Genomic DNA, 25,710 nt, shown 5'->3' with positions numbered 1-25,710 from the left:
GGGCCGTGCCGGTACATCGATGCCCGTCGCCACCGACGCCCACCCCTCACCCAACGGCGACGGGCTGATGCACCGGCACGGCCCCGACCCACAACGCACCCGAAGACGCCGACGCCGACGCAAGCGAACCCGCGAACGCCGGCGCAGCGAACCGGTCGGGACCGCGGTACGTCAGAACCCCCGCCGGGTACCTAACAGAAGCCCACCCCTGCACAACGGTTCCTGACACGGCGTCAGTTGCGTAATCTGACAGTGCGTCAGTTAACCATTGGCTGTCACACAGGAGCGGCGGACCGATGCTTGGATCAACCCACGGCACCCTCACCACCGACTCCCGCCGGGCCAGGGTCATCGCCTGCGGCGAGCAGCCCTCCCCGGTCGTGCACGGCCGGCCGGCCGAGGTCGACGACCTGGACGTCAGCGGTCGCCCGCTGTACGCCGCCGTACCCGACCTGGACCGCTTCTTCCGTCCCGAGTGCGTGGCCGTCATCGGCGCCTCGGACGCCGAAGGACGGCCGAACACCGGGATCACCCGGCAGCTGATCGACTGGGCCGGGCGGGTCGGCGCCCGGCTCCACCCGGTGCATCCCACGCGTCGGTCCGTCTTCGGTCTGCCGTGCCTCCCGTCCGTCGCGGACCTGCCGGAGCAGGTGGATCTGGCGGTGCTCCTCGTCGGTGACCCCCTTCCGGTGATCGGCGAACTGGCCGAGGCCAAGGTGAGGTTCGCCGTCGCCTTCGCCTCGGGATTCGCCGAGACCGGGGCCGAGGGCGCCGCCGCCCAGACCCGGCTCGCGGCCGCCGTGCGCGGCTCCGGCCTGCGGCTGCTCGGGCCCAACACCAATCTCAACGCGTTCGAGAACTTCCGCGACGACCTCGACGGCCCGGCCATCGCGCTCATCACCCAGTCCGGCCACCAGGGCCGCCCGGTGTTCGCGATGCAGCAGCTGGGCGTCCGCATCTCGCACTGGGCGCCCACCGGCAACGAGGCCGACCTGGAGACCGCGGACTTCATCTCCTACTTCTCCGAGCGGCCCGAGGTCGGCGCCATCGCCTGTTACGTCGAGGGACTCAAGGACGGCCGCTCCTTCCTGCTCGCCGCCGACCGCGCCGCCCGGCGCAAGGTGCCCGTCGTCGCCGTGAAGGTCGGCCGCACCGAGACCGGCGCCCGGACCGCCGCCTCGCACACCGGCAAGCTGACCGGCGCCGACACCGTGGTGGACGCGGCGATGCGGCAGTACGGCGTGATCCGCGTCGACGGACTCGACGAACTCCAGGACACCGCGGCCCTGTTGGCGCGGGCCCGCCCGCCGCAGGCCGACGGGGTCGTCGTCTATTCGATCTCGGGCGGCACGGGCGCGCACTTCGCGGACCTGGCGACCGAGGCGGGCCTTGACCTGCCGGTCCTCTCGGAGGCCAAGCAGGCCGAACTGCACACCTGGATACCGGAGTACCTGAACGTCGCCAACCCGGTCGACAACGGGGGCCACCCGGTCGGCGACTGGCGCGGCCGGAAGATCATCGACGCGATCCTCGCCGACCCCGCCGTCGGCGTGCTGATCTGCCCGATCACCGGACCCTTCCCGCCGATGAGCGACAAGCTGGCGCAGGACCTGGTGGACGCGGCGGAACAGACGGACAAGCTGGTGTGCGTGGTGTGGGGCTCGCCGGTCGGTACCGAGGCGGCCTACCGCGAGACCCTGCTCGGTTCCTCCCGGGTCGCGACCTTCCGTACGTTCGCCAACTGCATCACCGCGGTCCGCGCCCACCTCGACCACGCGCGGTTCACCGCCGCCTACCGCTCGCCCTTCGACGAGGCCCCGCGCACCCCGTCGCCCTCCTTCCGCAAGGCGCAGGCCCTGATGCGTCCGGGTCAGCAGCTCAGCGAGCACGGCGCCAAGCAGCTTCTGCGGGCGTACGGGATCCGCGTGCCGCGCGAGCAGTTGGTGACCAGCGCGGCGGCGGCCGTGCGGGCGGCGAGCCAGGTCGGCTACCCGGTGGTCATGAAGGCCTCCGGCGCGCAGATCGCCCACAAGACCGAACTCGGCCTGGTCAAGATCGGCCTGACCTCCGCCAGCCAGGTCCGCGACGCCTATCGCGAGCTGACCGACATCGCCCGCTACGAGGGAATCTCGCTCGACGGGGTCCTCGTCTGCCAGATGGTCGAGCGGGGCGTCGAGATGGTCGTCGGTGTCACGCACGACCAGCTCTTCGGACCGACCGTGACCGTCGGGCTCGGCGGGGTCCTCGTCGAGGTGCTGCGGGACACCGCCGTGCGCGTGCCGCCGTTCGGTGACGACCAGGCGCGGGCCATGCTGTCCGAGCTGCGGGGCCGGGCCCTGCTCGACGGGGTGCGCGGGGGCCCGCCGGTGGACGTGGACGCACTGGTCGAGGTCGTGATCCGGGTCCAGCGGATGGCGCTGGAACTCGGTGACGAGATCTCGGAGCTGGACATCAATCCGCTGATGGTGCTGCCCCGGGGACAGGGAGCCGTGGCCCTGGACGCGCTGGTGATGTGCCGCTGAGCCGAGGCCGACCCCGACGCGGGCCCGCCCCCGGACGAGACGGGCCCGTCCCCGGACGAAACGGAGCATCTTCATGACCGACTCCCCCCATATATCCCATGAAGCTCCTGATTCGCCTGAAACTCCCGCACCAGCCGAAAAGTCCCTCGACTCATTGATACGGCACGCCACTGACAACGCGGTCTCGTGGATCACCCTCGACCGGCCCGAGACGATGAACGCGCTCACCTGGGACCAGCGCGAACGCGTGATCGATCTGCTCGCGGCGGCCTCCGCCGACCCCGGCGTGCGGGCCGTGGTGATCACCGCCACCGGCCGCGGATTCTGCGCCGGAGCGGACCTGCGGGGCGGTCCACCCGCCGGGGAACGGGTGCCGGGTGATGTCGCCCGCACCATCCGGCTGGGCGCACAGCGCCTGATCGCCGCCGTCCTCGACTGCGAGAAGCCGGTGATCGCGGCGGTCAACGGCACGGCGGCCGGGATCGGCGCGCACCTCGCCTTCGCGTGCGACCTCGTCCTCGCGGCCGAACCGGCGCGGTTCATCGAGGTGTTCGTGCGCCGCGGTCTCGTACCGGACGGCGGCGGGGCCTATCTGCTGCCCCGCCTCGTCGGCCCGCAGCGGGCGAAGGAGCTGATGTTCTTCGGCGACGCGCTGAGCGCTTCGGACGCCGAGCGGATCGGGCTCGTCAACCGGGTCGTACCGGCCGAGGAGTTGGAGAAGACGGCCCGCGCGTGGTCCGAGCGGCTCGCCGCCGGGCCCACCCGCGCCCTCGCCCTCACCAAGCAGCTCGTCAACGCCTCCCTCGACACCGACCGGGCCGGCGCCTTCGCGGCGGAGGCGGCGGCGCAGGAGATCAACATGACGACGGCGGACGCCGCCGAAGGCGTGGCGAGCTTCGTGGAGCGCCGGGCCCCCCGCTTCAAGGGCCGCTGACAGACCGCACCCGGCGCACCCGGCGCGGCCCGACCCCCCCACCGGCCGAACCCGGACGCCCGGCCGGCCCCCTTCACCCCCGCCGCAATATGCGCAGATCCCCCGCGTCGGGGTCGCCGAACAGGACGAAGAGTTCCGGGTGGGCCTCGGTGCCGCCGATGGTCCAGTACGTGTCGTGGCCGCAGTCGCCGACGCGCACGACCACGCCGTCCCGCCGATCGGAGGCGGGCTCGTCGGCGTACGGGTCGTAGTGGCCGGCGGTGTCGAGGAACCACGTGCCGACGCCGTCGCAGCGCGTGAAATCCTTGGTGGCCACGTCCCCGAACTCGGGCTGCGCGGGCACGCCCGAGAGCTCGGCCCGCCCGTCGGCGCGCAGCCGCAGCTCGGCCCCGTGATCGCCGCGCCAGACGCCGGTGAGCCGGTCGACGCCGAGCTTCGGGGGCTCGTACTCCTGGACGAGTCCCGTGGCGAGCCCCACGGTGCCCGCCGCCACGACCAGGGCGCACGCCCCGAGGCTCACGAGCGCCCAGCGGAACCAGACGCGGTCGGCGCTCGGCGGGCGTCCGGTGACGCGTTCGCGCCGCCGCACGAAAGCGACACCCAGCGTCGGCGGGACACCGGACACGGCGATCAGCAGGGCCGTGGCGCCGGTGGGGGCGAGGCCGCCGAGTGCGACCGCGAGAGCGGCCCAGAGCGTGCCGAGCGCGAGGACGAAGGCCAGGTGCCAGGCGCCCTCGGGACCGGGTGCGCGCCGGGTCGCCCAGCGGGCGAGCGTGGCCGCCGGCATCGTATACATCGCCGTGTGCAGCAGTCCGAGGACGGCGAGCAGCTGCGGCCCGAAGACCAGCATGCACAGGAACCCGGCGCCGGCGAGTCCACCGCCCAGCCCCACGCCGTGGTCGTCGTCGTCGAACGTGGCGACCCACCGGACGGTGAGGGCGACCGCGAACTGCGCCGCGCAGATCGCCGCGGCGAGGTTCACCTCGCCGTCCGCCCATGTCAACCGGGAGCGCGCCCGCCTCCCTGAGTCTCCCCACCCCATGAGGCGAAAGATACGCGGGCGAAACACACGGCTCCCCGAGGGGTTCCCGCGGGCCGCTGCGGCGGGCTCCGCGGGGCCTTCGCCCCTGACCCGTCGCGATCCCGCCCTCCGGGCCTCGCCCACCCCTTCCTATCTGACATGCCGTCAGCTTCAATGGAAGGCGTGATGGGACACGCAGGGATGGCCGCCGCCGCCGTCCGCTACCTCAGGTCGGCCGGGGCCCCCACCGTCGCGGGGCCCGTCGAGGCGCTGCCGCGCCCGGATCTGCGCGCGGTCGGCGAGGACGAGCGGGCGCCGGTCGATCCGGCCCGGTTCCGGTACGTACTGGGCCACTTCGCGACCGGCGTGACCGTCGTGACGGCACCGGCCGCGGACCCCGAGGACCCGGCGGGCCCGGCCGGGTTCGCCTGCCAGTCGTTCGCCGCGCTCTCCCTGGACCCTCCGCTGATCTGCTTCATGGTCGGCCGTACGTCCACGACGTGGCCGCGCATCGCCCGTGCCGGCGTGTTCTGCGTCAACGTACTCGGCGCGCACCAGGGCGACTTGTGCCGCGGCTTCGCGGTGAGCGGTGCGGACAAGTTCGCCGGGGTGGTCCACGACGCCGCTCCGGTGTCCGGCTCCCCCCGCCTCGCGGGCGCCGCGGCCTGGATCGACTGCACGATCCACGCGGTGCACACGGGCGGGGACCATCTGATCGTGGTGGGCCGCGTGGACGCCCTCGGGGCGAGCGGCGACGGCGACGGCGACGAGGGCGCGGACGTGCCGCCGCTGCTCTTCCACAAGGGCCGGTTCCTCACCTGACGCGAGGACGGGTCGCCGGTTCCGCACCGCAGCCCGGCGGGCCGGGACGGGAGCGGCCCCGCCTGACGCGGGGCATGCCCCGCCCCACCGGACGCTGGGCGGGGCGCGACCGTCACGCGGGAGCCGGAGACACCGCCGGGGTCGCGGCCGCAACCGCGGGACGGTGGCGGCGGATCACCAGGGCCATCAGCGCGGCCGCGGCGCACAGCGCGCCCGAGGCGTACCAGACCACGTCGTACGAGCCGAAGCGGTCGCGGGCGACGCCGCCGAGGAAGGCGACGAGCGCGGCGCCGACCTGATGGGAGGCGAGCACCCAGCCGAAGACGATGGCGCTGTCCTCGCCGTAGCGCTCACGGCACAGGGCCAGGGTGGGCGGGACGGTGGCCACCCAGTCGAGGCCGTAGAAGACGATGAAGAAGATCATCGGCGGGTGCACGGCCGGGGCGAGCAGCATCGGGAGGAACAGCAGCGAAATGCCGCGCAGGGCGTAGTACACCGCCAGCAGACGGCGCGGCTCGAAGCGGTCGGTGAACCAGCCCGAGGCGATCGTGCCGATCACGTCGAAGACACCGACGACGGCGAGGAGCGAGGCGGCCGCGGTGATGGGCATCCTGTGATCGTGGGCGGCGGGCACGAAGTGTGTCTGGACCAGGCCGTTCGTCGAGGCGCCGCAGATCGCGAACGTCCCGGCCAGCAGCCAGAAGGGGCCCGTGCGGACGGCGGAGAACAGCACGGTCACCGCGCGCCGGGCGGCCCCCCGTACGGGCTCGGGCTTCGGTACGAACTCCTTCGCCCCGTAGGGCATCTGGCCGACGTCGGCCGGGTGGTCGCGCAGCAGCAGCCAGACGAAGGGGACGACCGCGAGGGCGGCGAGGGACACGGTCACCGCGGCCGGACGCCAGTCGTGCTCCGTGACGATCCAGGACAACAGCGGCAGGAAGATGAGCTGTCCCGAGGCCGAGGCCGCCGTCAGGATGCCCGTCACCAGGCCCTTGCGCTCGGTGAACCAGCGGTTGGTGACCGTGGCCGCGAAGGCGAGCGCCATCGAACCGGACCCCAGGCCCACCAACAGGCCCCAGCACAGGAGCAGTTGCCAGGCCGCCGTCATCCACACCGTCAGCCCGGAACCGACCGCGATGACGGTCAGGGCGACCGCCACCACGCGCCGGATGCCGAAGCGGTCCATGAGCGCCGCGGCGAACGGCGCCGTGAGTCCGTAGAGCGCGAGGTTGATCGAGACGGCCGCGCCGATCGTGCCGCGCGACCAGTGGAACTCCTCGTTCAGCGGATCGATCAGCAGCCCCGGCAGCGACCGGAAGGCCGCCGCGCCGATGATCGTCACGAAGGCGACGGCGGCGACGAACCAGGCGCGGTGGACGCGGTGAGACGGGGCGGGGCGGACGGGCCGGGAGTCCTCCGGGGCCTGCGCGGCTTCGGTTGTCTGGGTCACGTCATCGAGCTTCGGGGAACGGGCGCCGGTGGACCACTGGCCCGAAAGACAGCATTCGTTAGGATCGGGCCATGGCCCCTTCCGGTACGTCGCCCCGGCACCGCGTCGCCGTCCTCGCTCTGGACGGTCTGATCCCCTTCGAGCTGGGCATTCCGCAGCGCATCTTCGGCAAGGCGCGGGACACCGACGGGCGTCCGCTGTACGAGGTCGTCACCTGCTCGGTCCGGCCGCCGGGCCCCGTGGAGACGGACGCGGACTTCTCGGTCCTCGTCGGCAACGGACCCGAGACGCTGGCCACCGCCGACACCGTCATCGTCCCGGCCTCGTACGAACTGGGCCCCGTGCAGCAGGAGGGCATCCTGACCCCGGAGCTGGCGGCCGCCCTCACCCACATCCGTCCCGGCACCCGCCTCGTCTCCATCTGCACCGGCGGCTACGTCCTCGCCGCCGCCGGATATCTCGACGGGCGCCCCGCCACCACGCACTGGATGCACGCCGAGCACTTCCAGCGGCTCTTCCCGAACGTCGACGTCGACGCGGACGTGCTCTTCGTCGACGACGGGGACGTCCTCACCTCGGCCGGGGTCGCGGCCGGGATCGACCTGTGCCTGCATCTCGTACGCCGCGACCACGGGGCCGCCGTCGCCAACGAGGTGGCCCGCCGGACCGTCGTACCGCCGCACCGCGACGGCGGCCAGGCGCAGTACATCCAGCGCCCGGTCCCGGAGGCGCGGGCGGCCACCACGACCGCCGCCCGCGCCTGGGCGCTCGGCCGCCTCCACGAGCCGATCCAGCTCCGGGACATGGCCGGGCAGGAGTCCATGTCGGTCCGCACCTTCACCCGGCGTTTCCGCGAGGAGGTCGGTGTCAGCCCCGGCCAGTGGCTCACCCGGCAGCGCGTGGAGCACGCCCGCCATCTCCTGGAGTCCAGCGACCTGTCCATCGACCAGGTGGCCCGCGACGCCGGCTTCGGCACGGCCCAGTCGATGCGCCAGCATCTCCAGACGACCCTCGGCGTCACCCCGACCACCTACCGGCGCACCTTCAGATCCGGCGCCGCGGCCGAACGATGACCCCCCGGCGCGCGAACGGTGCCCGCGCGGGCGCTGGTGCCGCGTCAGCCAAGGTTCGCCCCGTCGCGACGCCCGGCCCTCGAAGGGCAAACCTTGACTGACACGGCACTAGAACGTCAGCACCGCCCGCGCCACCTTCCCCGCGTGCGCGTCCTCGGCCGCCCTCTCGAAGTCCTCGACCGGGTACGTCGCCGTCACCAGCTCGTCGAGCAGCAACCGGCCTTCGCGGTACAGCTCGGCGTACAGGGCGATGTCCCGCTGGGGGCGGGACGAGCCGTAGCGGCAGCCCAGGATGGACTTGTCGAGGTACATCGAGGAGACGAGGAAGGAGGCCTCGGCCGTCGCCGGGGGGACGCCGAGCAGGATCGCCTGGCCGTGCCGGTCGAGCGCGTCGACGGCCTGGCGGATGAGTTCGACGCGGCCGACGCACTCGAAGGCGTGCTGGGCGCCGGTCGGCAGGATGTCCTTCACCCCGTCCACCGAGGTGAGGAAGTGCGTCGCGCCGAACCGGCGGGCCACGGCCTCCTTGGCCGGATTGGAGTCGACGGCGACGATCCGCAGGGCGCCCGCGAGCCGGGCGCCCTGGATGACGTTGAGACCGATGCCGCCGGTGCCGATGACCAGGACGGTGTCGCCGCGGTCGACCCGCGCCCGGTTCAGGACCGCTCCGACACCCGTGAGGACCCCGCAGCCGATCAGCGCGGCCGAGGTCAGCGGAATGTCCTTCGGGATCCGGACCGCCTGCACCGCCTTCACGACCGTGCGCTCCGCGAAGGCCGAGTTGGCGGCGAACTGGTGGAGCGGTTCGCCCGAGCGCGCGAACGGCCGCTGCGGCATGCCGATCGCCTTGCGGCACATCGTGGGCCGCCCCCGGTCGCACTCCGCGCACGTCCCGCAGTTGGCCAGGGTGGACAGCGCCACATGGTCGCCGGGCCCGACATGGCTGACGCCCGCGCCCACGGCCTCCACCACGCCCGCCCCCTCATGGCCCAGCACCACGGGAACGGGGAAGGGGATGGTCCCGTCCACCACGGAGAGATCGCTGTGGCAGAGTCCCGCCGCGGCGATCGCCACCTGAACCTCTCCGGGCCCTGGATCGCGTACCTCCAGGTCGTCCACGACCTGGGTCCTCTTCCCGTCGAAGATCACGCCTCGCATCGCGCCGGCTCCCCTCTTCCCGGGCCACCCCGGGCCGATCCCGTTCCGTGCCGGGCTGTTCCCGGCCGTACCGGGCCGTTCTCACGCCGTACCCGGCCGTCCCGCCGGCTCATGGCCGGCCCCGGGGTTCCCTCGGCAGGCCGAGCGCGCGCTCGGCGATGATCGTGCGCTGGATCTCGTCCGAGCCGCCGTAGATCGTGTCGGCCCGGCTGAAGAGGAACAGGTGCTGGGCGGCGTCCAGTTCGTAGGGCAGCGCGGCCGACCGGTCCACCGGACCCGCCGCCGCGGCGGCCCCGCGTACCTGGACCGCCAGTTCACCGAGCCGCCGATGCCAGCCGCCCCACAGCAGCTTCGCCACACTCGGCGCCCCCTCGCCCCCGGAGCCGCCGGCCCTCCCGGGGCTCCCCGAGCCCTCGGAGGCGCCCAGGGTGCGCAGGGCGTTCCAGCGCATCGTGCGCAGCTCGGCCCACAGGCGCACGAGCCGGTCGCGTACGACGGGATCCCCGGCCGCTCCCGTCGCGACGGCCGTCCGCAGCACCCGTCCCAGCTCCTCGGCGAATCCGATCTGCTGGGCCAGCGTGGAGACCCCGCGCTCGAAACCGAGCAGGCTCATGGCGACTTGCCAGCCGTTCCCCTCGCCGCCGACCACGTCCTCGGCCCGGGCCACCGCGCCGTCGAAGAACACCTCGTTGAAGTCGCTCGTGCCCGTGAGCTGGCGGATCGGACGGACCTCGACGCGGCCGGGCTGGTCCATGGGGACGAGGAGGAAGGAGAGGCCGTGGTGGCGGGTGGACCCCGGCTCCGTGCGGGCGAGCACGAAACACCAGTCGGCCTCGTGGGCGAGCGAGGTCCAGATCTTCTGGCCCGTGATCCGGTACGCCCCCGCGGGGCCCGCCCCCGGGTCCCGTACGGCGGCCGTGCGCACTCCGGCCAGGTCCGAGCCGGCGCCGGGTTCGCTGTACCCCTGGCACCACAGCTCCCGGCCCTCGGCGACCGGCGGCAGGAAGCGGCGCTTCTGCCGCGCTGTCCCGTGCGCGATGAGCGTGGGCGCCAGCAGGTTCTCGCCGATGTGCCCGGAGCGGGCCGGAGCCCCGGAGCGGGCGTACTCCTCGGCCCACACGACCTGACGGGTCAGGTCCGCACGCCGGTTGCCGTACCCGTCCTCCTGCCAGCCGAGCCCGATCCAGCCGCCCTTCCCGAGTTCCCGCTCCCAGTCGCGGCGCCCGGGGGTGCCGGTCAGACGCTCCTCCAGCCAGGCCCGCGCCTCGCGCCGGAAGGCCTCGTCCTGCGGGCCGAATGCGAAATCCACGCGCTCTCCTCCCGCCGTGCCCGGGGCACGGCTACGCGTTGGGGCGTGCCTTGTCCGCCGCCGCCCGCGCCATCGCCTCCAGTTGTTCCAGCAGCGGCATCGGATCGACGCCGACGGTCCCGGGCAGGAAGTCGGCGATCCTCTCCGGGGTCCAGCCGCCCTCGGCGTAACCGGCGCGCAGTTCGCGGGGCTGGGCCCACACGGCGATCTTGGGTCCGGCGATCGTGTAGACCTGCCCGGTGATGCGTTCCGCACGGGCGCGGTCCGACAGCAGGTAGACCACGAGAGCGGCCACGTCCTCCGGTTCGCCGATCTCCTTCAGCTCCATGGGCACGTTCGCCGACATGCGGGTACGAGCGACGGGCGCGACGGCGTTCGCGGTGACCCCGTACTTGTGCAGTCCGAGGGCCGCGCTGCGCACCAGCGAGATGATCCCGCCCTTCGCCGCGCTGTAGTTGGCCTGGGCCACCGATCCCTGGTGGTTGCCGCTGGTGAAGCCGATCAGCGTGCCCGAGCCCTGCTTGCGCATCACCGCCGAGGCGGCCCGGAAGAGCGTGAACGTGCCCTTGAGATGGGTGGCGACCACGGGGTCCCACTCCTGCTCGGACATGTTGAAGAGCATCCGCTCGCGCAGGATGCCGGCCACGCACACCGCACCGTCGATCCGCCCGTACGAGGCGAGCGCGGTGTCGACGACCCGCTGCCCGCCGGCCATCGTCGAGATGTCGTCGGCCACCGCGACCGCTTCCCCGCCGGCCGCCTCGATCTCCTTGACGACGGTGTCGGCGACCGAACTCGTGGGCTCGCCGCCCTCGACGGACACGCCGTAGTCGTTGACGACGACGCGCGCGCCCTCGGCGGCCGCGGCGAGGGCGACCGCCCGGCCTATCCCCCGGCCCGCGCCCGTGACGGCGACGACCTTGCCCGCAAGGAAGTTCCCCATGCCCGGCCCCTTCCCGCAGTTTCTGACGGTCCGTTAGATTCAACTCGGATTCTACGACCCGTCAGATACCTGGAGACAAGCCCCCGGGGAGGACTCATGTCGCGGCCGACGCTTCATCCGGAGTTCCACGAGATCGCGAAGCGCGTCAACAACTGGGGGCGCTGGGGGGACGACGACGAGATCGGGACGCTGAACCTCGTCACCGACGAGGTGGTGCGGGAGGCCGCCGCGACGGTGCGGACCGGGCGCCGCGTGCCGCTCGCCCTGCCGCTCCAGCAGGACGGTGTGCAGACCGGGATGATCCCGGGGCGGGTCAATCCGCTGCACGCGATGGTGCAGATCAACCAGGAGATCTTCGGCCCCGGCACGGTGGCGTGCAGCGACGACGCCGTGACCATGGGCCTCCAGGCAGCCACCCACTGGGACGCGCTGCCCCATGTCTCGCACTCCGGCAGGCTCTACAACGGACGCCCCGCCTCCACCGTCACCCCGCACGGCGGCGCCGAGTTCGGCGGGATCGACAAGCCGCGGCACATCGTCTCGCGGGGCGTCCTGCTCGACGTGGCGCGGGCGCGCGGCGAGCACCGGCTGGCCGGCGGGCACGCTGTCACCCCCGAAGACCTTGAGGCGGCGGAGGAGTTGGCGGGCACGCGGGTGAGGGCGGGCGACATCGTGCTCGTACGGACCGGGCAGATCCAGGTCTATCTGGCGGGCGACAAGCACGGGTACGGGTATCCGTCGCCGGGTCTGTCGGTGCGCACCCCCGAGTGGTTCCACGCGCGCGATGTCGCGGCGGTCGCCAACGACACCCTGACGTTCGAGATCTTCCCGCCCGAGATCGAGGACCTGTGGCTGCCCGTGCACGCGCTCGATCTGGTCGAAATGGGGATGATTCAGGGCCAGAACTGGAACCTCGAAGAGTTGTCCACAGCCTGTGGACAAGAAAACCGCTACGCCTTCCTGCTGTCGGCGATGCCGGAACCCTTCGTCGGCGGGACCGGCACCCCGGTGGCACCCGTGGCCATTTTCTGACGATTCGTCCACCTCGGGCACCTCAGGGGGCAACGCTCCAAGGTTCCGTCCGACCGGGGGCCGGCCCAGGGCTTCTCCGTCCGAGGGCCGACCCCGAGCCTCTTCGCCCGAGGGCCGGCCGGCGGCGCGCCTCCCCCACTCTCGACTGCGCCCGGCCGGAAGGTCCCCACCTCTCCCCGGGCACGGCATCGCGCGCCGCCATCCGCCTCCGGCGTTCCCGCCCTGCCTCCCCTGACCGTGGGGGAGCCGACGCCGAATCACGACCCACACTCGCCGAGAGCCCCCGTCACCGGAACCCTCGCCGTCCCCTCGCGGCGAATCGCTGAACACAAGCGTGATCAAACGGACACGCCACGTCAACACCCGATCGGGGATTTGCGGTACTCCACCCTATTTGAGACCACGCGTACGGAAGCACGACCCGGCGCATTCGGCCACAACCGCGGCCGTGTACAGCGGTTTCGTGCATACATGCACAAAACGCGAGACGTGTGCGAGAAGGAGGGATCGCCCCGACGCCCCAGCATGCACACCGCAGCCCGGCACGGCACGACACAGCGCGGCCCGGCTCAGGCGCGGCGCCTACGAGAACCTGGCCGCACGGCATCCGCGAGAGTCATGCCGAGCCGGCCGGACGGACCGGATGGACCGGACGGACCGGCCGCCCGGAGAGCTCCTAGACCGCCTCGTACGCGAAGCCGCCACAGGCGCCGTACGGGGAGTCCTGCGCGGCGCCCGAGGCGCAGCGGTCCAGCTCGCACCAGATGCGCTTGCCGGCACCCTCGGGATTCCAGCCCCAGCGGTCCGCGAGGCCGTCGACCAGCTCCAGGCCGCGGCCGTTGGTCTCGTCACCGTCCGCGTGCCGGGGCATGGGCGGCCGGGCGCTGGAGTCGGCCACTTCGAGGCGCACGGTGGCGTCCCCGGCACCGCCCGGCAGACACAGCCGCAGCACGGCCGGACACCCGGTGTGCACCACGGCGTTCGTGACGAGCTCGGAGACGAGCAGGATCAGCGTCTCGGCGAGTGGTTCATCGGCATCTATCCCGGACCCCGCGAGCCTTGAACGGGCCCACCGCCGGGCTCGCCCCACCTCTGCGGGGTCGGGCCGGATCTCCAGCTGCACTTGAAGCACCTGCACCGCTCACACCATCCGAACCGGCGGACACATCGCCTCGCGCCTCACAAGGGCCACGATCGTAGCCATTTTCTGCATGGCCAGAACAAGGATCACGGAACGTGATTCCCTTACGAGACAGCATGGTTGACGTACAGTCACCCCAACAAGCGCTTCGGGCATATTCCAGCGCGAAGGAGTACGCGTGCGGCATACTGTGCGACGCTCGCCAAGGGGAGTCGAACAGGCAGGTACGGGGGTCCGTCCCGCCTTGCGAACGGCGCGCATCGCCGGGTCCGGCGCGGCCTCGGGGGCAACACCGGGATGGCTCAGCCTCAGAACCACTCGCATCCCACACAAGGTACCGGAGCCCGGCGCCGACTCCAGGCCGTGACAAGTCACGCCTAGGACACAACCCGGTCTCAACGCTCCGTGATGCCGTTCCGCCACGATCCGCGACATCCGCCCCCGTTCCTCCCGTGGCGCCCCGGTGCGGCCGGCCTTCACGCCGTCCCGGCCACCAGATCGTCCGCCAACTCCTCCTCACTCCGCGTGGCTCCGCCGGTGCGGTGCGTCCGCGTCCACGCTCTCTTCAGGTGCAGATGAACGTCGGACTCCCAGGTGAAGCCCATGCCGCCGTGCACCTGGAGGCAGTCGCGGGCACCGCGCACGGCGGCCCGGTCGGCGAGCAGGCGGGCCGCCGCGATGTCCACCGGGTCGGCGGTGACGGAAGCGGCGTAGACGGCCGCGCGGGCCACCTCGACCCGCGCGAGCATGCCCGCGCACAGATGCTGCACCGCCTGGAAGGCGCCGATCGGCTGCCCGAACTGTTCGCGCGTCCGGGCGTGTTGCACGGCGCTCTCGCAGGTCCGGGCGGCACTGCCGAGCTGTTCGGCGGCGGTGAACAGCGACGCGAGCAGCCCGTCCGGCGTCCGGGCCGCCCCGAGCACGCCCCCGCCGGGCGGCCGGCCGTCGGTCACGGGCAGCCGGTGCAGGGGGGTCAGCGGGTCCACCGGGACCATCGGCTCGGCTCCGGTGACGTCGCCGCGGACGACGTCGGCCTCCTCCAGCCATTCCACGAGCCCCCCGTCGGCGGACGTCACGACCACGTCCCCGGCGGCGGCCCCGGCCACGGTGCCCGCGGCGAGGTGCGTGGCGATCAGCGGGCCCGGCAGCAGGACGCGCCCCGCCTCCTCGAAGGCCAGCACGGCCTCCGGGAGTCCCTGCCCGACGCCTCCCTCGGCCTCGGGCAGGCGCAGCGCGAAGAACCCCGCCGCGCCCAGCTCGTGCCACAGCTCCCGGTCGAGCACCCGGCCGCTCCCCCGGCGCCCCCCGGCCGTCCCCTCTCTCCGGCCTGCCGTGCCCGTCCCGTCCGCCCTCTCCGGGGCGCCCGCCCCGCGCTTCGCGTCCGCCCGGTCCACGGCCGCGCGCAGCGCCTCCCGTCCGAACCGGCCCTCGAACAGGTCGCGTATGCCCTGCCTCAGGGCCCGTTGGTCCTCGGTCAGCCGGAAGTCCATCGCTCGAACTCACCTCCCCTTGGGCAGGCCGAGGATCCGCTCGGCCACGATGTTCCGCTGGATCTGCGACGTGCCCGCCGCGATGGTGTACGACAGCGACGACAGCCGGACCAGGGTCCAATCCCGCCCCAGGTCCAGGGCCTCGGGGCCGAGAACCTCCGCGGCGGCGTCGAACAGCTCCTGGCGGGCGTGCGAGTACCTCAGCTTGAAGACCGAACCGCCGACACCGGGCCCGCCCCCGGTGCTCTGCGCCTCGCTGACGTTCCACTGGGTGAGCCGCCACAGCGCGCGGAACTCGGCGTTCAGGCCGCCGAGACGGCGGCGCAGTACGGCGTCGTCCCAGCGGCCGTTCTTCCGCGCCTCGCGCGCGACCTCGGACAGGACGCGCCGGCAGGCGACCACCTCGCCGACGAAGGCGGTGCCCCGCTCGTAGGACAGCGTCACCATGGTCACGCGCCAGCCGTCGTTCTCGGCGCCCACCCGGTTGGCGACCGGGACGCGCACCTCGTCGAGGAAGACCTCCGCGAACTCGGTGGAGCCCGCGAGCGTGCGCAGCGGCCGGACGGTGATGCCGGGCGCGTCCATCGGCATCGCGAGCCAGGTGATGCCCCGGTGCTTACGCGCGGCGGGGTCCGTGCGCACCAGCAGCTCGCACCAGTCGGCCACCTCGGCGTGGGAGGTCCAGATCTTGGACCCGCTGACCACGTAGTCGTCGCCGTCACGCCACGCGCGCGTGCGCAGCGACGCGAGGTCGGAGCCGGCGTCCGGCTCGCTGAAGCCCTGGCACCAGACCTCCTCGCCGCGCAGCACGGGCGGCAGCCAGCGCGCCCGCTGCCCGGCGCTCCCCTCGGAGGCGATCGTGGGCCCCGCGTGCAGCAGCCCGACGAAGTTGGCCCCCACGTAGGGGGCGCCCGCCTTCTCGGTCTCCTCCAGGTAGATGAGGTGCTGGGTCGGCGTGGCACCCCGGCCGCCGGCGTCGACGGGCCAGTGCAGCCCCGCGTACCCGGCGTCGTACAGCATCCGCTGCCAGCCGAGGTCGTACGCCCGTCGCGCGGGCCAGTCGTGCGGGGACGGTTTCGGCGGCAGCGCCGGCAGGACCCCGGCGAGCCATGTCCGCAGCCGCGCGCGGAACTCCTCCTCCTCGGGGGTGTACGTCAGGTCCACTACAGGTCCAGCTCCAGCATGCGGATGGCGTTGCCCCGCATCAGCTTGTGGACGGTCTCGTCGTCGAGGCCCTTCACATGGTCGAGGGCGACCTCCTTGGTGTGCGGGAAGGTCGAGTCGACGTGCGGGTAGTCCGTCTCGAAGGTGGCGTTGTCGCGGCCCACCACGTCCAGGGACGCCACCCCGTGCTTGTCGCGGAAGAAGCAGCAGAAGATCTGCCGGTAGTAGTACGTCGACGGGGGCTCGGGGATCAGGTCCCTGACCCCGCCCCAGGCGCGGTGCTCCGACCAGACGTCGTCGGCACGCTCCAGGGCGTACGGGATCCAGCCCATCTGGCCCTCGGAGTAGGCGAGTTTGAGGCGCGGGAACTTCACCAGGACGCCGCTGAACAGGAAGTCCATCATGGAGGCCATCGCGTTGTTGAAGGACAGCGAGGCCTGGACGGCGGGGGGCGCGTCGGGGGAGGCGGCGGGCATCTGGGACGACGAGCCGATGTGCATGTTCACGACCGTCCCGGTCTCCTGGCAGACCGCGAAGAACGGGTCCCAGTAGCCGGAGTGGATGGAGGGCAGCCCGAGGTAGGTGGGGATCTCGGAGAAGGTGACGGCCTTCACGCCCCGGGCGGCGTTGCGGCGGATCTCGGCGACCGCGAGGTCGATGTCCCACAGAGGGATCAGGCACAGCGGGATCAGCCGGCCGCCGCTGTCGCCGCACCATTCCTCGACCATCCAGTCGTTGTACGCCCGCACGCAGGCCAGAGCCACCTCCTTGTCGTGCGCCTCGGCGAAGGTCTGGCCGCAGAAGCGCGGGAAGGTGGGGAAGCAGAGGCTGGCCTCGACATGGTTGAGGTCCATGTCCTTGAGCCGCTCGGCGGGGTCCCAGCAGCCGCGCCGCATCTCCGCGCGGGTGATGCCCTCCAGTGTCATCTCGTCGCGGTCGAAGCCGACGGCGGCGATGTTGCGCTTGTACGGGAACTTGAGGTCCTCGTAGATCCACCAGTCGGTCGGCGGACCGTCCGGGTCCATCGTGATCTGGTACTTGCCCGCGACGTAGGCGAGTTCACCGATTCCGGCGGTCAGCGGCTTCGGCCCCCGGTCGTGGTACTTCCGCGGCAGCCAGGTCTCGAAGAGGTGCGCGGGCTCGATCACATGGTCGTCGACGCTGATGATGCGGGGCAGTTCGGTCATGGTCCCCTCCGCCTGCGTGCGGGTCCGTCGGCGGGTGTCCCCGCGACGCGTCCGATGGGCCGTATCCGGTGAGCCGTGTCCGGAGCGCCGCTCCCGGAGTCCGGATCTGACGGATCTGATGGCCCGTCAGATCTCTGTTCAGAAGCAGGCTAGCCCCGCGCCTATGGACCGACAAGGCGGCGAGCCCTACGCTCTGCGCACGATCTGACTGTCCGTCAGCTCGGTTCGCCGAAGTGACCGACCACAGGGGGTCGCAGTGAACGACATCGCCCACGCCCTGAGTTCCGCGCGCACGCTGTGGGAACTGGTCGACCGCCGCGCCGACCTCACCCCCGACCGGCCCGTCCTGCTCCAGGGCGACCGTTCGCTGACCTTCGGCGAGCTGCGCGACCGCGCCGAACGGGTGGCGGCAGGCCTCCACGACAAGGGCGTACGGCCGGGCACGGTGGTCGCCTGGCAGCTTCCCACCCGGATCGAGACCGCCCTGCTGTCCTTCGCGCTGGCCCGCGTCGGCGCCGTGCAGTCGCCGGTGATCCCCTTCTACCGCGACCGCGAGGTCGGCTTCGCGCTGCGGGAGTCGAAGGCCGAGTACGTCGCCGTCCCGGGCGAGTGGCGCGGCTTCGACCACACCGCGATGGCCCACCGGCTGGACGCGAAGAACGTCTTCGAGGCGTACGACGATCTGCCCGACGGCGATCCCGCCGTCCTGCCCGACCCGCCCTCGGACGGCACCCGTGTCCGCTGGATCTACTGGACCTCGGGCACCACCTCCGACCCCAAGGGTGTGCTGCACACCGACCGTTCACTGATCGCGGGCGGCTCCTGCCTCGCCCACGCCCTGCGGCTGTCCGAGAGCGACGTCGGCTCGATGGCCTTCCCGTACGCGCACATCGCCGGACCGGACTACACGGTGATGCTGCTGCTGTACGGATTCCCGGCCGTGATGTTCGAGCACTTCGCGCTGCCCGCCGCCCTGGAGGAGTACCGCAGGCACGGGGTGACGGTGGCGGGCGGTTCGACCGCGTTCTACTCGATGTTCCTCGCCGAACAGCGCAAGCGGCCCGGGGAGCCGGTCATTCCCACGCTGCGGCTGCTCGCCGGCGGCGGGGCCCCCAAGCCGCCCGAGGTCTACCACTCCGTGGTCCGGGAGATGGGCGTACAGCTCACCCACGGATACGGGATGACCGAGGTCCCGATGATCACGATGGGCGCGCCGGACGACACGGCCGAGAACCTGGCCACCACGGAGGGCAGGCCCCCGCGGGGCATGGAGATACGGATCGTGGACGCGGCGGGCGCCGCCCGGCCGTGCGGTGCCGACGGTGACGTGCGGCTCAGGGGGGAGGCGGTCTGCCAGGGATACCTGGACCCGGAACAGACCGCGGAGGCGTTCGACGCGGACGGGTTCCTGATCACCGGGGACGTGGGGCATCTGACCGGGAGCGGTCACCTCGTCCTGACCGGCCGGGTGAAGGACATCATCATCCGCAAGGGCGAGAACATCTCGGCGAAGGAGATCGAGGATCTGCTGCACCGGCACCCGGCGGTCGGCGACGCCGCCGTGATCGGACTGCCCGACGCCGAGCGCGGGGAACGCGTGTGCGCGGTGGTGGAACAGCCGCCGGACGCCCCGGAGCTGACGCTGGCCGCCGTGACGTCGTATCTGCGCGGGGAAGGGCTGTCCGTGCACAAGCTGCCGGAGCAGCTGGAGGTCGTGGACGCCCTTCCGCGCAACGAGACGCTACGGAAGGTGCTCAAGTACCGGCTCAGGGAGCGCTTCTCGGGATGAGAGCCGCCCGACGGCCCGCTCCGCTCACTCCGGGACGGTGAAGTAGCGGGCGAACCCGCTCACGATCTCCGTCTCGCCGATCCGTCCGTCGGTGTCCGCGTCCAGGGCGGCGGCCACGGTGGCGGCGATGGCGTCGCCCACACCCAGGGCCCTGAGGACGCGCGTGGTCTCCTCGACCGTGGCCGCGCCGTCCCCGTCGGTGTCCGCCACGGCGAGGGCCGCGTGCAGGAAGGGGCGGGCGATCTCGGCGAACCGGTCGGGGTTGTCGCGCAGCCGCTTCACGGCGCCGCTCACGAACTCCTCGCGCGTGATCCGCTGGTCGCCGTCCCGGTCCGCTATCCCCGCCATGCCCTGCCAGAACGCCTCGGCGCCGATGTAGAGGGCCTGGCCCCTGTCCGACCGGGCCGGCGTGCCGAACTCGGCGAGGACGGCCTTGGTCGCGGCGTTGAAGTCCTCCCGGTCGATGTAGCCGTTGCCGTCCTGGTCGAAGCCGGCGAACCGGGCGGCGATCCTGCGCTCGTACTCGGAACTGACCATGGTGTGTCGGCCCGCCTCACTTCTCAGCCGGCCTCGGCCGGACTGCGGTTCATCTGGGACGGAGCGTACGACGCCCGAACGGTCCGGGGCGCCGGAAAGCGACGGTTGTACCAAGACCGCAAGAATTCCGCGACAACGGCGTGCTGGTGTGCCGGGCGGTGATCAGGGGATGTCGCTCCGGGCGAGGACGCGGGGGGCGCGGGGGCGCGGGGGCGCGGGGCGGCGAGGGAGGGCGAAGAGGACGGACCGTGAGCGGGACGTCAGGCCGACAGCGGGCTGGACTCCTCGTCCGTGGCCGCGTCGACGTCGGGGTACACGTCGAAGAGCCGGCGCACGCCGAGGGCCCCGAGGACACGGTTGACGTGGGAGCCGTCCACCGCGCCCTGCGCGGGCAGGATCAGCCGCAGACGCCCCCGGCAGGAGCGCATGAGGCGGCGGGCGGCGATCAGGACGCCGACGCCGCTGGAGTCGCAGAACACGACCTCGGACAGGTCCAGGACGACGCTGTGCCGGCCCGCCGCCACCACGTCGTGGACGTTCTGGCGCAGCGCGGGCGACGTCACGAGATCGAGCTCGCCCGACACCCGCAGCACGACCCACTCGCCCTCGTGGCCGCGCGGGGCGCCCGTACTCCCTCTCCCCGTGCGGTCCGCGCCGCCCTCGCCGTCGGTCATGTCGGGCACGTCGGTCACGTGCGTCACCTTGAGCGTCACCGCCACGCCTCTCGCTCGCCTCGCCCAGCAGAAACGGAAGCACTCCGTACGCTTCCTTCCAGCGCGGCTGCCCCGTCGTAGTTCCATGAAACACGGATCTCGCCAGGAAGAAACGCCTGTCTACGGTCGAAAAAGCTTCACGAGGGTTCTCTTTCGGTCGCATATGGCCAGTTGCGATCAGGTAGAAGGGTGGAAGTGGCGCGCTTCTACCATCCACGGCCCGCCCAGGGGCGCACATTGACGCAAAGGGGCGTGCGCTGCCGGGCGTGCCGACTACATTCAAGACAGCGGGTGCGCACAGGCTGGACGGCGGCACCGCATGACGGGACAGCGACAGGGGACACGGCCGGTACACCGGGCGGACGCAGGGACGGGCGCCGGGCACGACCAGGGGTGAGGGGGCCGTATGGCGACGCAGGACGCACCACCCCGCTGGGACCGCAAGATGCAACAGCGGCTCTCGCGCGGGGAGGCCGCCGCGCTCGGCGAGCTGTACGACCGGTTCGCCTCGCTCGTGCACGGTCTCGCGCATCGCGTGCTCGGGGACGAACGGGCCGCCGACGGGATCACCCGCGAGGTCTTCGCCCATGTCTGGGAGAACCCGGACGCCTACGACCCCAAGCAGGGCCCGCTGCGTTCCTGGGTCGCCACCCTGACCCACCGGCTGGCCGTGCAGCGCCTGCGCGCCACCGAGACCGCCGCGCTCGCCCGGGGCGGCGACGGCACCGCCGAGGAGCTGGAACGCAAGGTGCGCAGCGCGTCCGTCGCCGCCCGCGCGGACTACATCGTCACGTCCATGCCCACGCCGCTGCGGACCGCCCTGGAACTGGCGTATTTCCAGCGCCGCGACTACCGCCAGGCGGCCGCCGATCTCGGCGTCACCGAGGACGAGGCCCGCCGCCGGCTGCGCCTCGGCCTCCAGCTGCTGTCGACCGCCCACGACGCCGGGCCCGCCGGCGCACCGCCAAAACCCGGGGGTGCGCGGTGAGTGAGGAACCTGGCCGGTTCACGTCGTCCGACGACGGGGAGGGGCGCGCGGGCGGGCACGAGGACGGGCACGGGAACACGGACGAGAACGAGGACGGGCACAGCGGCATGCGCGAGGACGGGCACGAGGACGCCGACGGCGCCGGGCGGGGGCCGGGCGGGCCGCCGCTCATTCCACCGCCCCGCGCCTCCGTGGAGGACACCGGGCTGCCGCTGCCCGCACCGGCCGCCGCACCCGGCCCCGCGCCGCTGCTCCTCGAACACCGGGTCCTGAAGTCGCTGCTGGGCGCGTGGGCGCTGGCCGCCTGCTCGGCGGACGAGACGATCGCCGTCGAGGACCACCTCGGGTTCTGCGGCTCGTGCGCGGACGAGGCGCTGCGGCTGCGCGAGGCGGTCGGACTGCTGCACCCGGCGGAGAGCCTCGACCTGGACCCGACGCTGCGCACCCGTGTCCTGACGAGCTGCCTGGACCGGCGCCCGCCGCGCATCCCGGTACCCGGGTGGGCCGCTCCGTACGACGCGGAGACCGCGCGGCTCGACGCCCTGCTCCAGGACATCGGCGGCTCCGAGTGGCACGCGCCCGTGCGGCTGCGCTGGTTCGAGGGCGACGGGCCCGTGAGCCGCCGCACGACCGTCGCCGGGGTCATCGCCCATCTGCTGAGCGTCGACGGACTCGTCGCCGTCGCGCTGGGTCTGGACGACCCGCTCGGCGGATCCGAGGCGGAGCGGCCCTCACCGCAGGAGCGCACCGAGGCGTACTGGCGTTCCTCGCGCGTCCCGCCCACCCGGTCCGTGCGCGGACCCTGGCGGGAGCAGAGCCACGGCATCGTGCGGACCGTGTCGTTCGTGGAGGAGGGCGCCCCGGCCGCGGGCGCCGTCGCCGGCGGGGAGGCCTCCGGGCGGCTCACCGTGGCGTACGGCGGTTTCGAGCTGCCGCTCAGCGACTCGATGCTGGACCGGGCCTTCGAGTGCTGGGTGCACGCGGAGGACATCGCCGACGCGGTGGACTACCCGTACGAACCGCCCGCTCCCCGGCATCTGCACCGGATGATCGACCTGGCCGCGCGGATGCTGCCCGTCTCGCTCGCCGAGCGGCGCCGGGCCGGTCTCTCGGCCCGGTCGGTCCGGCATCTCGTCGCGGCGGGTGCTCCGGGGCGCAGCCTGCGCCTGGAGATCGAGGGCTCCGGGGGCGGGGAGTGGCTCATCCCGCTCGACTCGCCCGGCGCGGTCGGCTCCGCCGATCACGAGGTGGCCCATGTCGCGCTGGACGGGGTGGAGTTCTGCCGCCTGGCCGCGGGCCATGTGTCCCCGGAGGAGGCGGCCGCCGGACAGGACGGCGACCGCGAAGTCATCAGGGACGTACTGACCGCGGCGGCATCACTCAGCCGCATGTGACCCCCGGCGGTCAGACGGTCAGACGGTCAGACGGTCAGGCGGTCAGGCGGTCAGGCGGTCAGGCGGTCAGGCGGTCAGGCGAAAACGACCGTCCGGCGCCCGTTGAGCAGGATGCGGCGCTCGGCGTGCCACTTCACGGCGCGGGCGAGCGCCTGGCACTCCACGTCACGGCCGATGGCGACCAGCTGGTCGGGGGTGACGTCGTGGCCGACGCGCTCGACCTCCTGCTCGATGATCGGACCCTCGTCGAGGTCGGCGGTGACGTAGTGCGCCGTCGCGCCGATGAGCTTGACCCCGCGGGCGTGCGCCTGGTGGTACGGCTTGGCGCCCTTGAAGCTCGGCAGGAAGGAGTGATGGATGTTGATGATGCGGCCGCTGAGCTGCTTGCACAGGTCGTCCGAGAGGACCTGCATGTAGCGGGCGAGGACGACCAGCTCGACGCCCTTCTCCCGCACCAGCTCCAGCAGCTGCGCCTCGGCCTCGGCCTTCGTGTCCTTCGTCACCGCGATGTGGTGGAAGGGAACGTCGTACGACCCCACCAGCTCCGCGAAGTCGGTGTGGTTGGAGACCACCGCGGCGATGTCGACGGGCAGCGCGCCGATCCGCGCGCGGAAGAGCAGGTCGTTCAGGCAGTGGCCGAACTTGCTGACCAGGAGGACGACCCGCATCCGGTCCTCGGCCCGGTGGATCTGCCACTCCATGTGGAAGGCGTCGCCGATCGCCGTGAAACTCGCGCGCAGTTTCTCCACCGTCACCGGCGACTCCGCCGAGAAGTGGACGCGCATGAAGAACAGACCCGTGTCGTGGTCGCCGAACTGCTGGCTGTCCTCGATGTTGCAGCCGGTCATGAACAAGTAGCTCGACACGGCGTGCACGATGCCCTGCTTGTCGGGGCAGGACAGCGTCAGGACGTACTGCTCGGCGGCGGGCACGGTCTCGCGGACGGACGGCTCATTCATGCCGAACAGCGTTTCATATCAAGCGCCCGCGCAGGAGTGCCGTTCCGCCACCCGGACCGCGCCCGGGGCACGCACGGCCGCCGGACCACCGGGCAGGTGCTCAGGCGGACCGCGTCAGAATCCGCAGGACCTCAAGGGTGCGCGGAGGCGCGTCCGGGTCCTCCCCGTCGCTCGACGCCAGCCGTACGTGCGCGGCACGCGCGGCCTGGAGGGCGTCCGGCCACGCCTGGTGGTCGAGATAGGCCGAGACCGGCGCGTCGGGCCCGACCTGGTGCATGATCCGCAGGACCCGCAGGACGGCACTGTCCACGAGGGCCGCCTCCTGGGAGTCCCGGAAGATCGTGCCGACGTATTTCTCGGCCGACCAGTTGTCCAGCCAGGTGTCCTCGACGAGGCGGTACACGGCGTCGGTGACGTCGCCGTATCCCTCGACGCCGGCGAGCCAGACGTCTCTCTGGAAGGCGGGGTCGGAAAGCATGTGCAGCGCGGAGCGCACATTGCTGCGCCAGCGCCACCACGGCATGTCGTTCAGTGGCATGCCGCCCATGGTGGATGAGCGACGGCCACGACGGGAAGAGTTCTCCGAGTCTTGCACGGTCACCGATCGTACGTTCCCTGGGAAAATCAGTTCATCGACCCCTGCAATTCACCTCTGCGTCACTCCGTGTCGACCGTGCGTCACACAAAGGTTCTCGGTGTGGGGGAATCGTGCATGCCCATGACCGGTAGGCGACGTACTCGCATCACCTCCCCCACTCCGCCCCGGCCCCGCAAGGCCACGCTGCTGTACGCGAGCGCGCTGGCCGCGTGCGCGTCGGTCGCCGTCGGATGCGGGGTCATCCCTGGTGCCACGGGGGGCTCCGGGGATGGCCCCGTCAAGGTGATGACCTGGGCCCCCGAGAAGACCAACGCGACGAACAAGCCCGGAATGCCGGCCCTGGCGAAGGCCTACGCGCGCTGGGTCAACGCCCACGGTGGCATCAACGGGCGCCGGCTGGAGGTCCTCACCTGCAACGACCACAACGACTCGGTCGACGCCGCGCACTGCGCCGAGCGGGCCGCCGACGAGAACGTCGTCGCGGTCGTGGGCTCCTACAGCCAGCACAGCCGTGCGTTCCTCGCCCCGCTGGAGAGCGCGGGCATCCCCTACATCGGCGGCTTCGGGGTGACCGACGACGAGTTCACCAGCCCCATCTCCTACCCCGTCAACGGCGGTCAGGGCGTCCTGCTGGCGGGCCTCGGCGAGCAGCTCGGCAAGAGCTGCGGCCCCGTCTCGCTCATACGCCCCGACACCATCGCCGGTGACGAGCTGCCGGTGCTGCTCGACGCCGGCCTGAAGGCGCTCGGCCACCCGCAGGCCGCGGACCAGCGGGCGGCCGAGGACGCCACCGAGTACTCCCGGCCGACCCGGCTCGCGCTGGAGCACGCGACCTCCGACCCGAGCCGGCGGGGCTGTGTGGTCCCCGCGCTCGGTGACCACACGAAGACCTTCATGGACTCCTTCCGGCGCGATGCCGAGGAGTACCGGAAGGTGTACACCGGCACGGTCATCGGCAACGTCGACCAGTCGCTGATCGACGCCACCGGCGGCAGGTCGAGCCCCTACGAGGGTTCGTACGTCACCGGCTGGTACCCCACCGCCGACGACGCGCGCTGGAACCCGATGCGCGCGGTGATCAAGGAGCAGGCCTTCGGCGACAACCGGATCGATCCCGGCGACGCCGGGGTGCAGACCACCTGGATCGCCTACACCGTGCTGAAGAAGGCCATCGAGTCCCTCGGCGCGGGGGAGGTCTCGCCGCTCACCATCCGGCACGAGCTCGACAACGGCCTCAAGGTGAACACGGGCGGGGTCACACCGACCCTCGACTGGCGCTTCGACTCCGAGACCGCGGCCGCCGACTTCCCGCGCCTGGTCAACGCCGACGTCACCTTCCAGGTCATCCGCGGCGGTCAGCTCTCCTCGCAGCGACGCGGGTTCGTCGACATGGCGAAGACCCTGGCCACGGCGGGGTAGCGGGCCGGCCCGAAGCGGGCCCCGCACACGACGAAGCCCGGCCTTCTCACCGTTCGGCGAGGAGGCC

Annotated in this window: 22 protein-coding genes; 9 read left to right on the top strand and 13 right to left on the bottom strand. The window is 72.3% G+C overall.

The window, feature by feature from the left end; all coding sequences use genetic code 11:
- Positions 1-296: 296 nt before the first annotated feature.
- Together ACF07B_RS33405 and ACF07B_RS33400 are read left to right on the top strand one after the other, a co-directional pair.
- Entirely contained in the window at positions 297-2,522 is a 2,226-nt protein-coding gene (locus tag ACF07B_RS33405; protein ID WP_392181700.1) for an acetate--CoA ligase family protein, read from the top strand.
- A 73-nt stretch (positions 2,523-2,595) separates the two neighbouring features.
- Positions 2,596-3,456: an enoyl-CoA hydratase/isomerase family protein gene (locus ACF07B_RS33400; protein ID WP_392181699.1), complete on the top strand. Its 861-nt coding sequence runs from the start codon at positions 2,596-2,598 to the stop codon at positions 3,454-3,456.
- A 73-nt stretch (positions 3,457-3,529) separates the two neighbouring features.
- Here ACF07B_RS33400 and ACF07B_RS33395 read toward each other — a convergent pair whose 3' ends face one another.
- A complete protein-coding gene (locus ACF07B_RS33395) occupies positions 3,530-4,498 on the bottom strand; it encodes a hypothetical protein (RefSeq protein ID WP_392181698.1) in 969 nt (322 codons plus the stop codon).
- A 165-nt stretch (positions 4,499-4,663) separates the two neighbouring features.
- Here ACF07B_RS33395 and ACF07B_RS33390 point away from each other — a divergent pair, with 165 nt between their 5' ends.
- Positions 4,664-5,299: a flavin reductase family protein gene (locus ACF07B_RS33390; protein WP_392181697.1), complete on the top strand. Its 636-nt coding sequence runs from the start codon at positions 4,664-4,666 to the stop codon at positions 5,297-5,299.
- 112 nt (positions 5,300-5,411) lie between these two features.
- Here ACF07B_RS33390 and ACF07B_RS33385 read toward each other — a convergent pair whose 3' ends face one another.
- Positions 5,412-6,749: an MFS transporter gene (locus ACF07B_RS33385; protein ID WP_392181696.1), complete on the bottom strand. Its 1,338-nt coding sequence runs from the start codon at positions 6,747-6,749 to the stop codon at positions 5,412-5,414.
- A gap of 71 nt (positions 6,750-6,820) precedes the next feature.
- Here ACF07B_RS33385 and ACF07B_RS33380 point away from each other — a divergent pair, with 71 nt between their 5' ends.
- Positions 6,821-7,822, top strand: coding sequence for a GlxA family transcriptional regulator (locus ACF07B_RS33380; RefSeq protein ID WP_392181695.1), 1,002 nt, complete (start codon positions 6,821-6,823; stop codon positions 7,820-7,822).
- 108 nt (positions 7,823-7,930) lie between these two features.
- Here ACF07B_RS33380 and ACF07B_RS33375 read toward each other — a convergent pair whose 3' ends face one another.
- The 3 genes from ACF07B_RS33375 to ACF07B_RS33365 all read right to left on the bottom strand — a co-directional run bounded on the left by ACF07B_RS33375 (position 7,931) and on the right by ACF07B_RS33365 (position 11,232).
- Positions 7,931-8,980 carry a Zn-dependent alcohol dehydrogenase gene (locus ACF07B_RS33375; RefSeq protein ID WP_369486478.1) on the bottom strand — a complete coding sequence of 350 codons (1,050 nt, stop codon included), beginning with the start codon at positions 8,978-8,980 and terminating at the stop codon, positions 7,931-7,933.
- Positions 8,981-9,089: 109 nt separating this feature from the next.
- Entirely contained in the window at positions 9,090-10,289 is a 1,200-nt protein-coding gene (locus ACF07B_RS33370) for an acyl-CoA dehydrogenase family protein (protein WP_392181694.1), read from the bottom strand.
- A 31-nt stretch (positions 10,290-10,320) separates the two neighbouring features.
- On the bottom strand, positions 10,321-11,232 hold the full coding sequence (locus tag ACF07B_RS33365) for an SDR family oxidoreductase (RefSeq protein ID WP_392181693.1): 912 nt from the start codon (positions 11,230-11,232) through the stop codon (positions 10,321-10,323).
- Between the two features lie 96 nt (positions 11,233-11,328).
- Between ACF07B_RS33365 and ACF07B_RS33360 the strand changes: the two genes are divergently transcribed.
- On the top strand, positions 11,329-12,264 hold the full coding sequence (locus tag ACF07B_RS33360) for a cyclase family protein (RefSeq protein ID WP_369483008.1): 936 nt from the start codon (positions 11,329-11,331) through the stop codon (positions 12,262-12,264).
- Between the two features lie 676 nt (positions 12,265-12,940).
- Here the strand turns inward: ACF07B_RS33360 and ACF07B_RS33355 are convergent.
- The 4 genes from ACF07B_RS33355 to ACF07B_RS33340 form a co-directional block, all read right to left on the bottom strand.
- Positions 12,941-13,402 (bottom strand): ATP-binding protein, encoded by a 462-nt coding sequence (locus ACF07B_RS33355; protein ID WP_392181692.1) that lies wholly within the window; start codon positions 13,400-13,402, stop codon positions 12,941-12,943.
- 479 nt (positions 13,403-13,881) lie between these two features.
- A complete protein-coding gene (locus tag ACF07B_RS33350; protein WP_392181691.1) occupies positions 13,882-14,895 on the bottom strand; it encodes an acyl-CoA dehydrogenase family protein in 1,014 nt (337 codons plus the stop codon).
- Positions 14,896-14,904: 9 nt separating this feature from the next.
- Entirely contained in the window at positions 14,905-16,059 is a 1,155-nt protein-coding gene (locus ACF07B_RS33345) for an acyl-CoA dehydrogenase (RefSeq protein ID WP_392181690.1), read from the bottom strand.
- Positions 16,059-17,246, bottom strand: coding sequence for an amidohydrolase family protein (locus tag ACF07B_RS33340; RefSeq protein ID WP_392181689.1), 1,188 nt, complete (start codon positions 17,244-17,246; stop codon positions 16,059-16,061). The genes ACF07B_RS33345 and ACF07B_RS33340 overlap by 1 nt, the downstream gene beginning before the upstream one ends.
- 256 nt (positions 17,247-17,502) lie before the next feature.
- Here ACF07B_RS33340 and ACF07B_RS33335 point away from each other — a divergent pair, with 256 nt between their 5' ends.
- On the top strand, positions 17,503-19,035 hold the full coding sequence (locus ACF07B_RS33335) for a class I adenylate-forming enzyme family protein (RefSeq protein WP_392181688.1): 1,533 nt from the start codon (positions 17,503-17,505) through the stop codon (positions 19,033-19,035).
- A gap of 24 nt (positions 19,036-19,059) precedes the next feature.
- Here the strand turns inward: ACF07B_RS33335 and ACF07B_RS33330 are convergent, their stop codons facing one another.
- Together ACF07B_RS33330 and ACF07B_RS33325 are read right to left on the bottom strand one after the other, a co-directional pair.
- Positions 19,060-19,572 (bottom strand): EF-hand domain-containing protein, encoded by a 513-nt coding sequence (locus tag ACF07B_RS33330; RefSeq protein ID WP_369483003.1) that lies wholly within the window; start codon positions 19,570-19,572, stop codon positions 19,060-19,062.
- Between the two features lie 260 nt (positions 19,573-19,832).
- Positions 19,833-20,246 carry an STAS domain-containing protein gene (locus ACF07B_RS33325; RefSeq protein ID WP_392181710.1) on the bottom strand — a complete coding sequence of 138 codons (414 nt, stop codon included), beginning with the start codon at positions 20,244-20,246 and terminating at the stop codon, positions 19,833-19,835.
- A gap of 445 nt (positions 20,247-20,691) precedes the next feature.
- On the opposite strand from ACF07B_RS33325, the gene ACF07B_RS33320 reads away from it, so the two are divergent.
- Positions 20,692-21,273, top strand: a complete 582-nt coding sequence (locus tag ACF07B_RS33320; protein ID WP_392181687.1) for a sigma-70 family RNA polymerase sigma factor — start codon at positions 20,692-20,694, stop codon at positions 21,271-21,273.
- A gap of 107 nt (positions 21,274-21,380) precedes the next feature.
- Positions 21,381-22,667 (top strand): MDMPI N domain containing protein, encoded by a 1,287-nt coding sequence (locus tag ACF07B_RS33315; protein ID WP_392181709.1) that lies wholly within the window; start codon positions 21,381-21,383, stop codon positions 22,665-22,667.
- A gap of 74 nt (positions 22,668-22,741) precedes the next feature.
- Here ACF07B_RS33315 and purU read toward each other — a convergent pair whose 3' ends face one another.
- The gene (gene purU, locus ACF07B_RS33310; RefSeq protein ID WP_392181686.1) at positions 22,742-23,626 is read right to left on the bottom strand and encodes a formyltetrahydrofolate deformylase; all 885 of its coding nucleotides are present in this window, start codon (positions 23,624-23,626) and stop codon (positions 22,742-22,744) included.
- 100 nt (positions 23,627-23,726) lie between these two features.
- Positions 23,727-24,227 carry a hypothetical protein gene (locus ACF07B_RS33305; RefSeq protein ID WP_369482999.1) on the bottom strand — a complete coding sequence of 167 codons (501 nt, stop codon included), beginning with the start codon at positions 24,225-24,227 and terminating at the stop codon, positions 23,727-23,729.
- Between the two features lie 117 nt (positions 24,228-24,344).
- Here ACF07B_RS33305 and ACF07B_RS33300 point away from each other — a divergent pair, with 117 nt between their 5' ends.
- Positions 24,345-25,643, top strand: coding sequence for an ABC transporter substrate-binding protein (locus tag ACF07B_RS33300; protein WP_392181685.1), 1,299 nt, complete (start codon positions 24,345-24,347; stop codon positions 25,641-25,643).
- The last annotated feature ends 67 nt before the right edge of the window (positions 25,644-25,710 follow it).

The organism is Streptomyces sp. NPDC015532 (genome assembly GCF_043078065.1).
GTDB lineage: Bacteria > Actinomycetota > Actinomycetes > Streptomycetales > Streptomycetaceae > Streptomyces.
The sequence above is the reverse complement of the archived record's forward strand: the minus strand, read 5'-3'. Positions and strand labels throughout refer to the sequence as shown.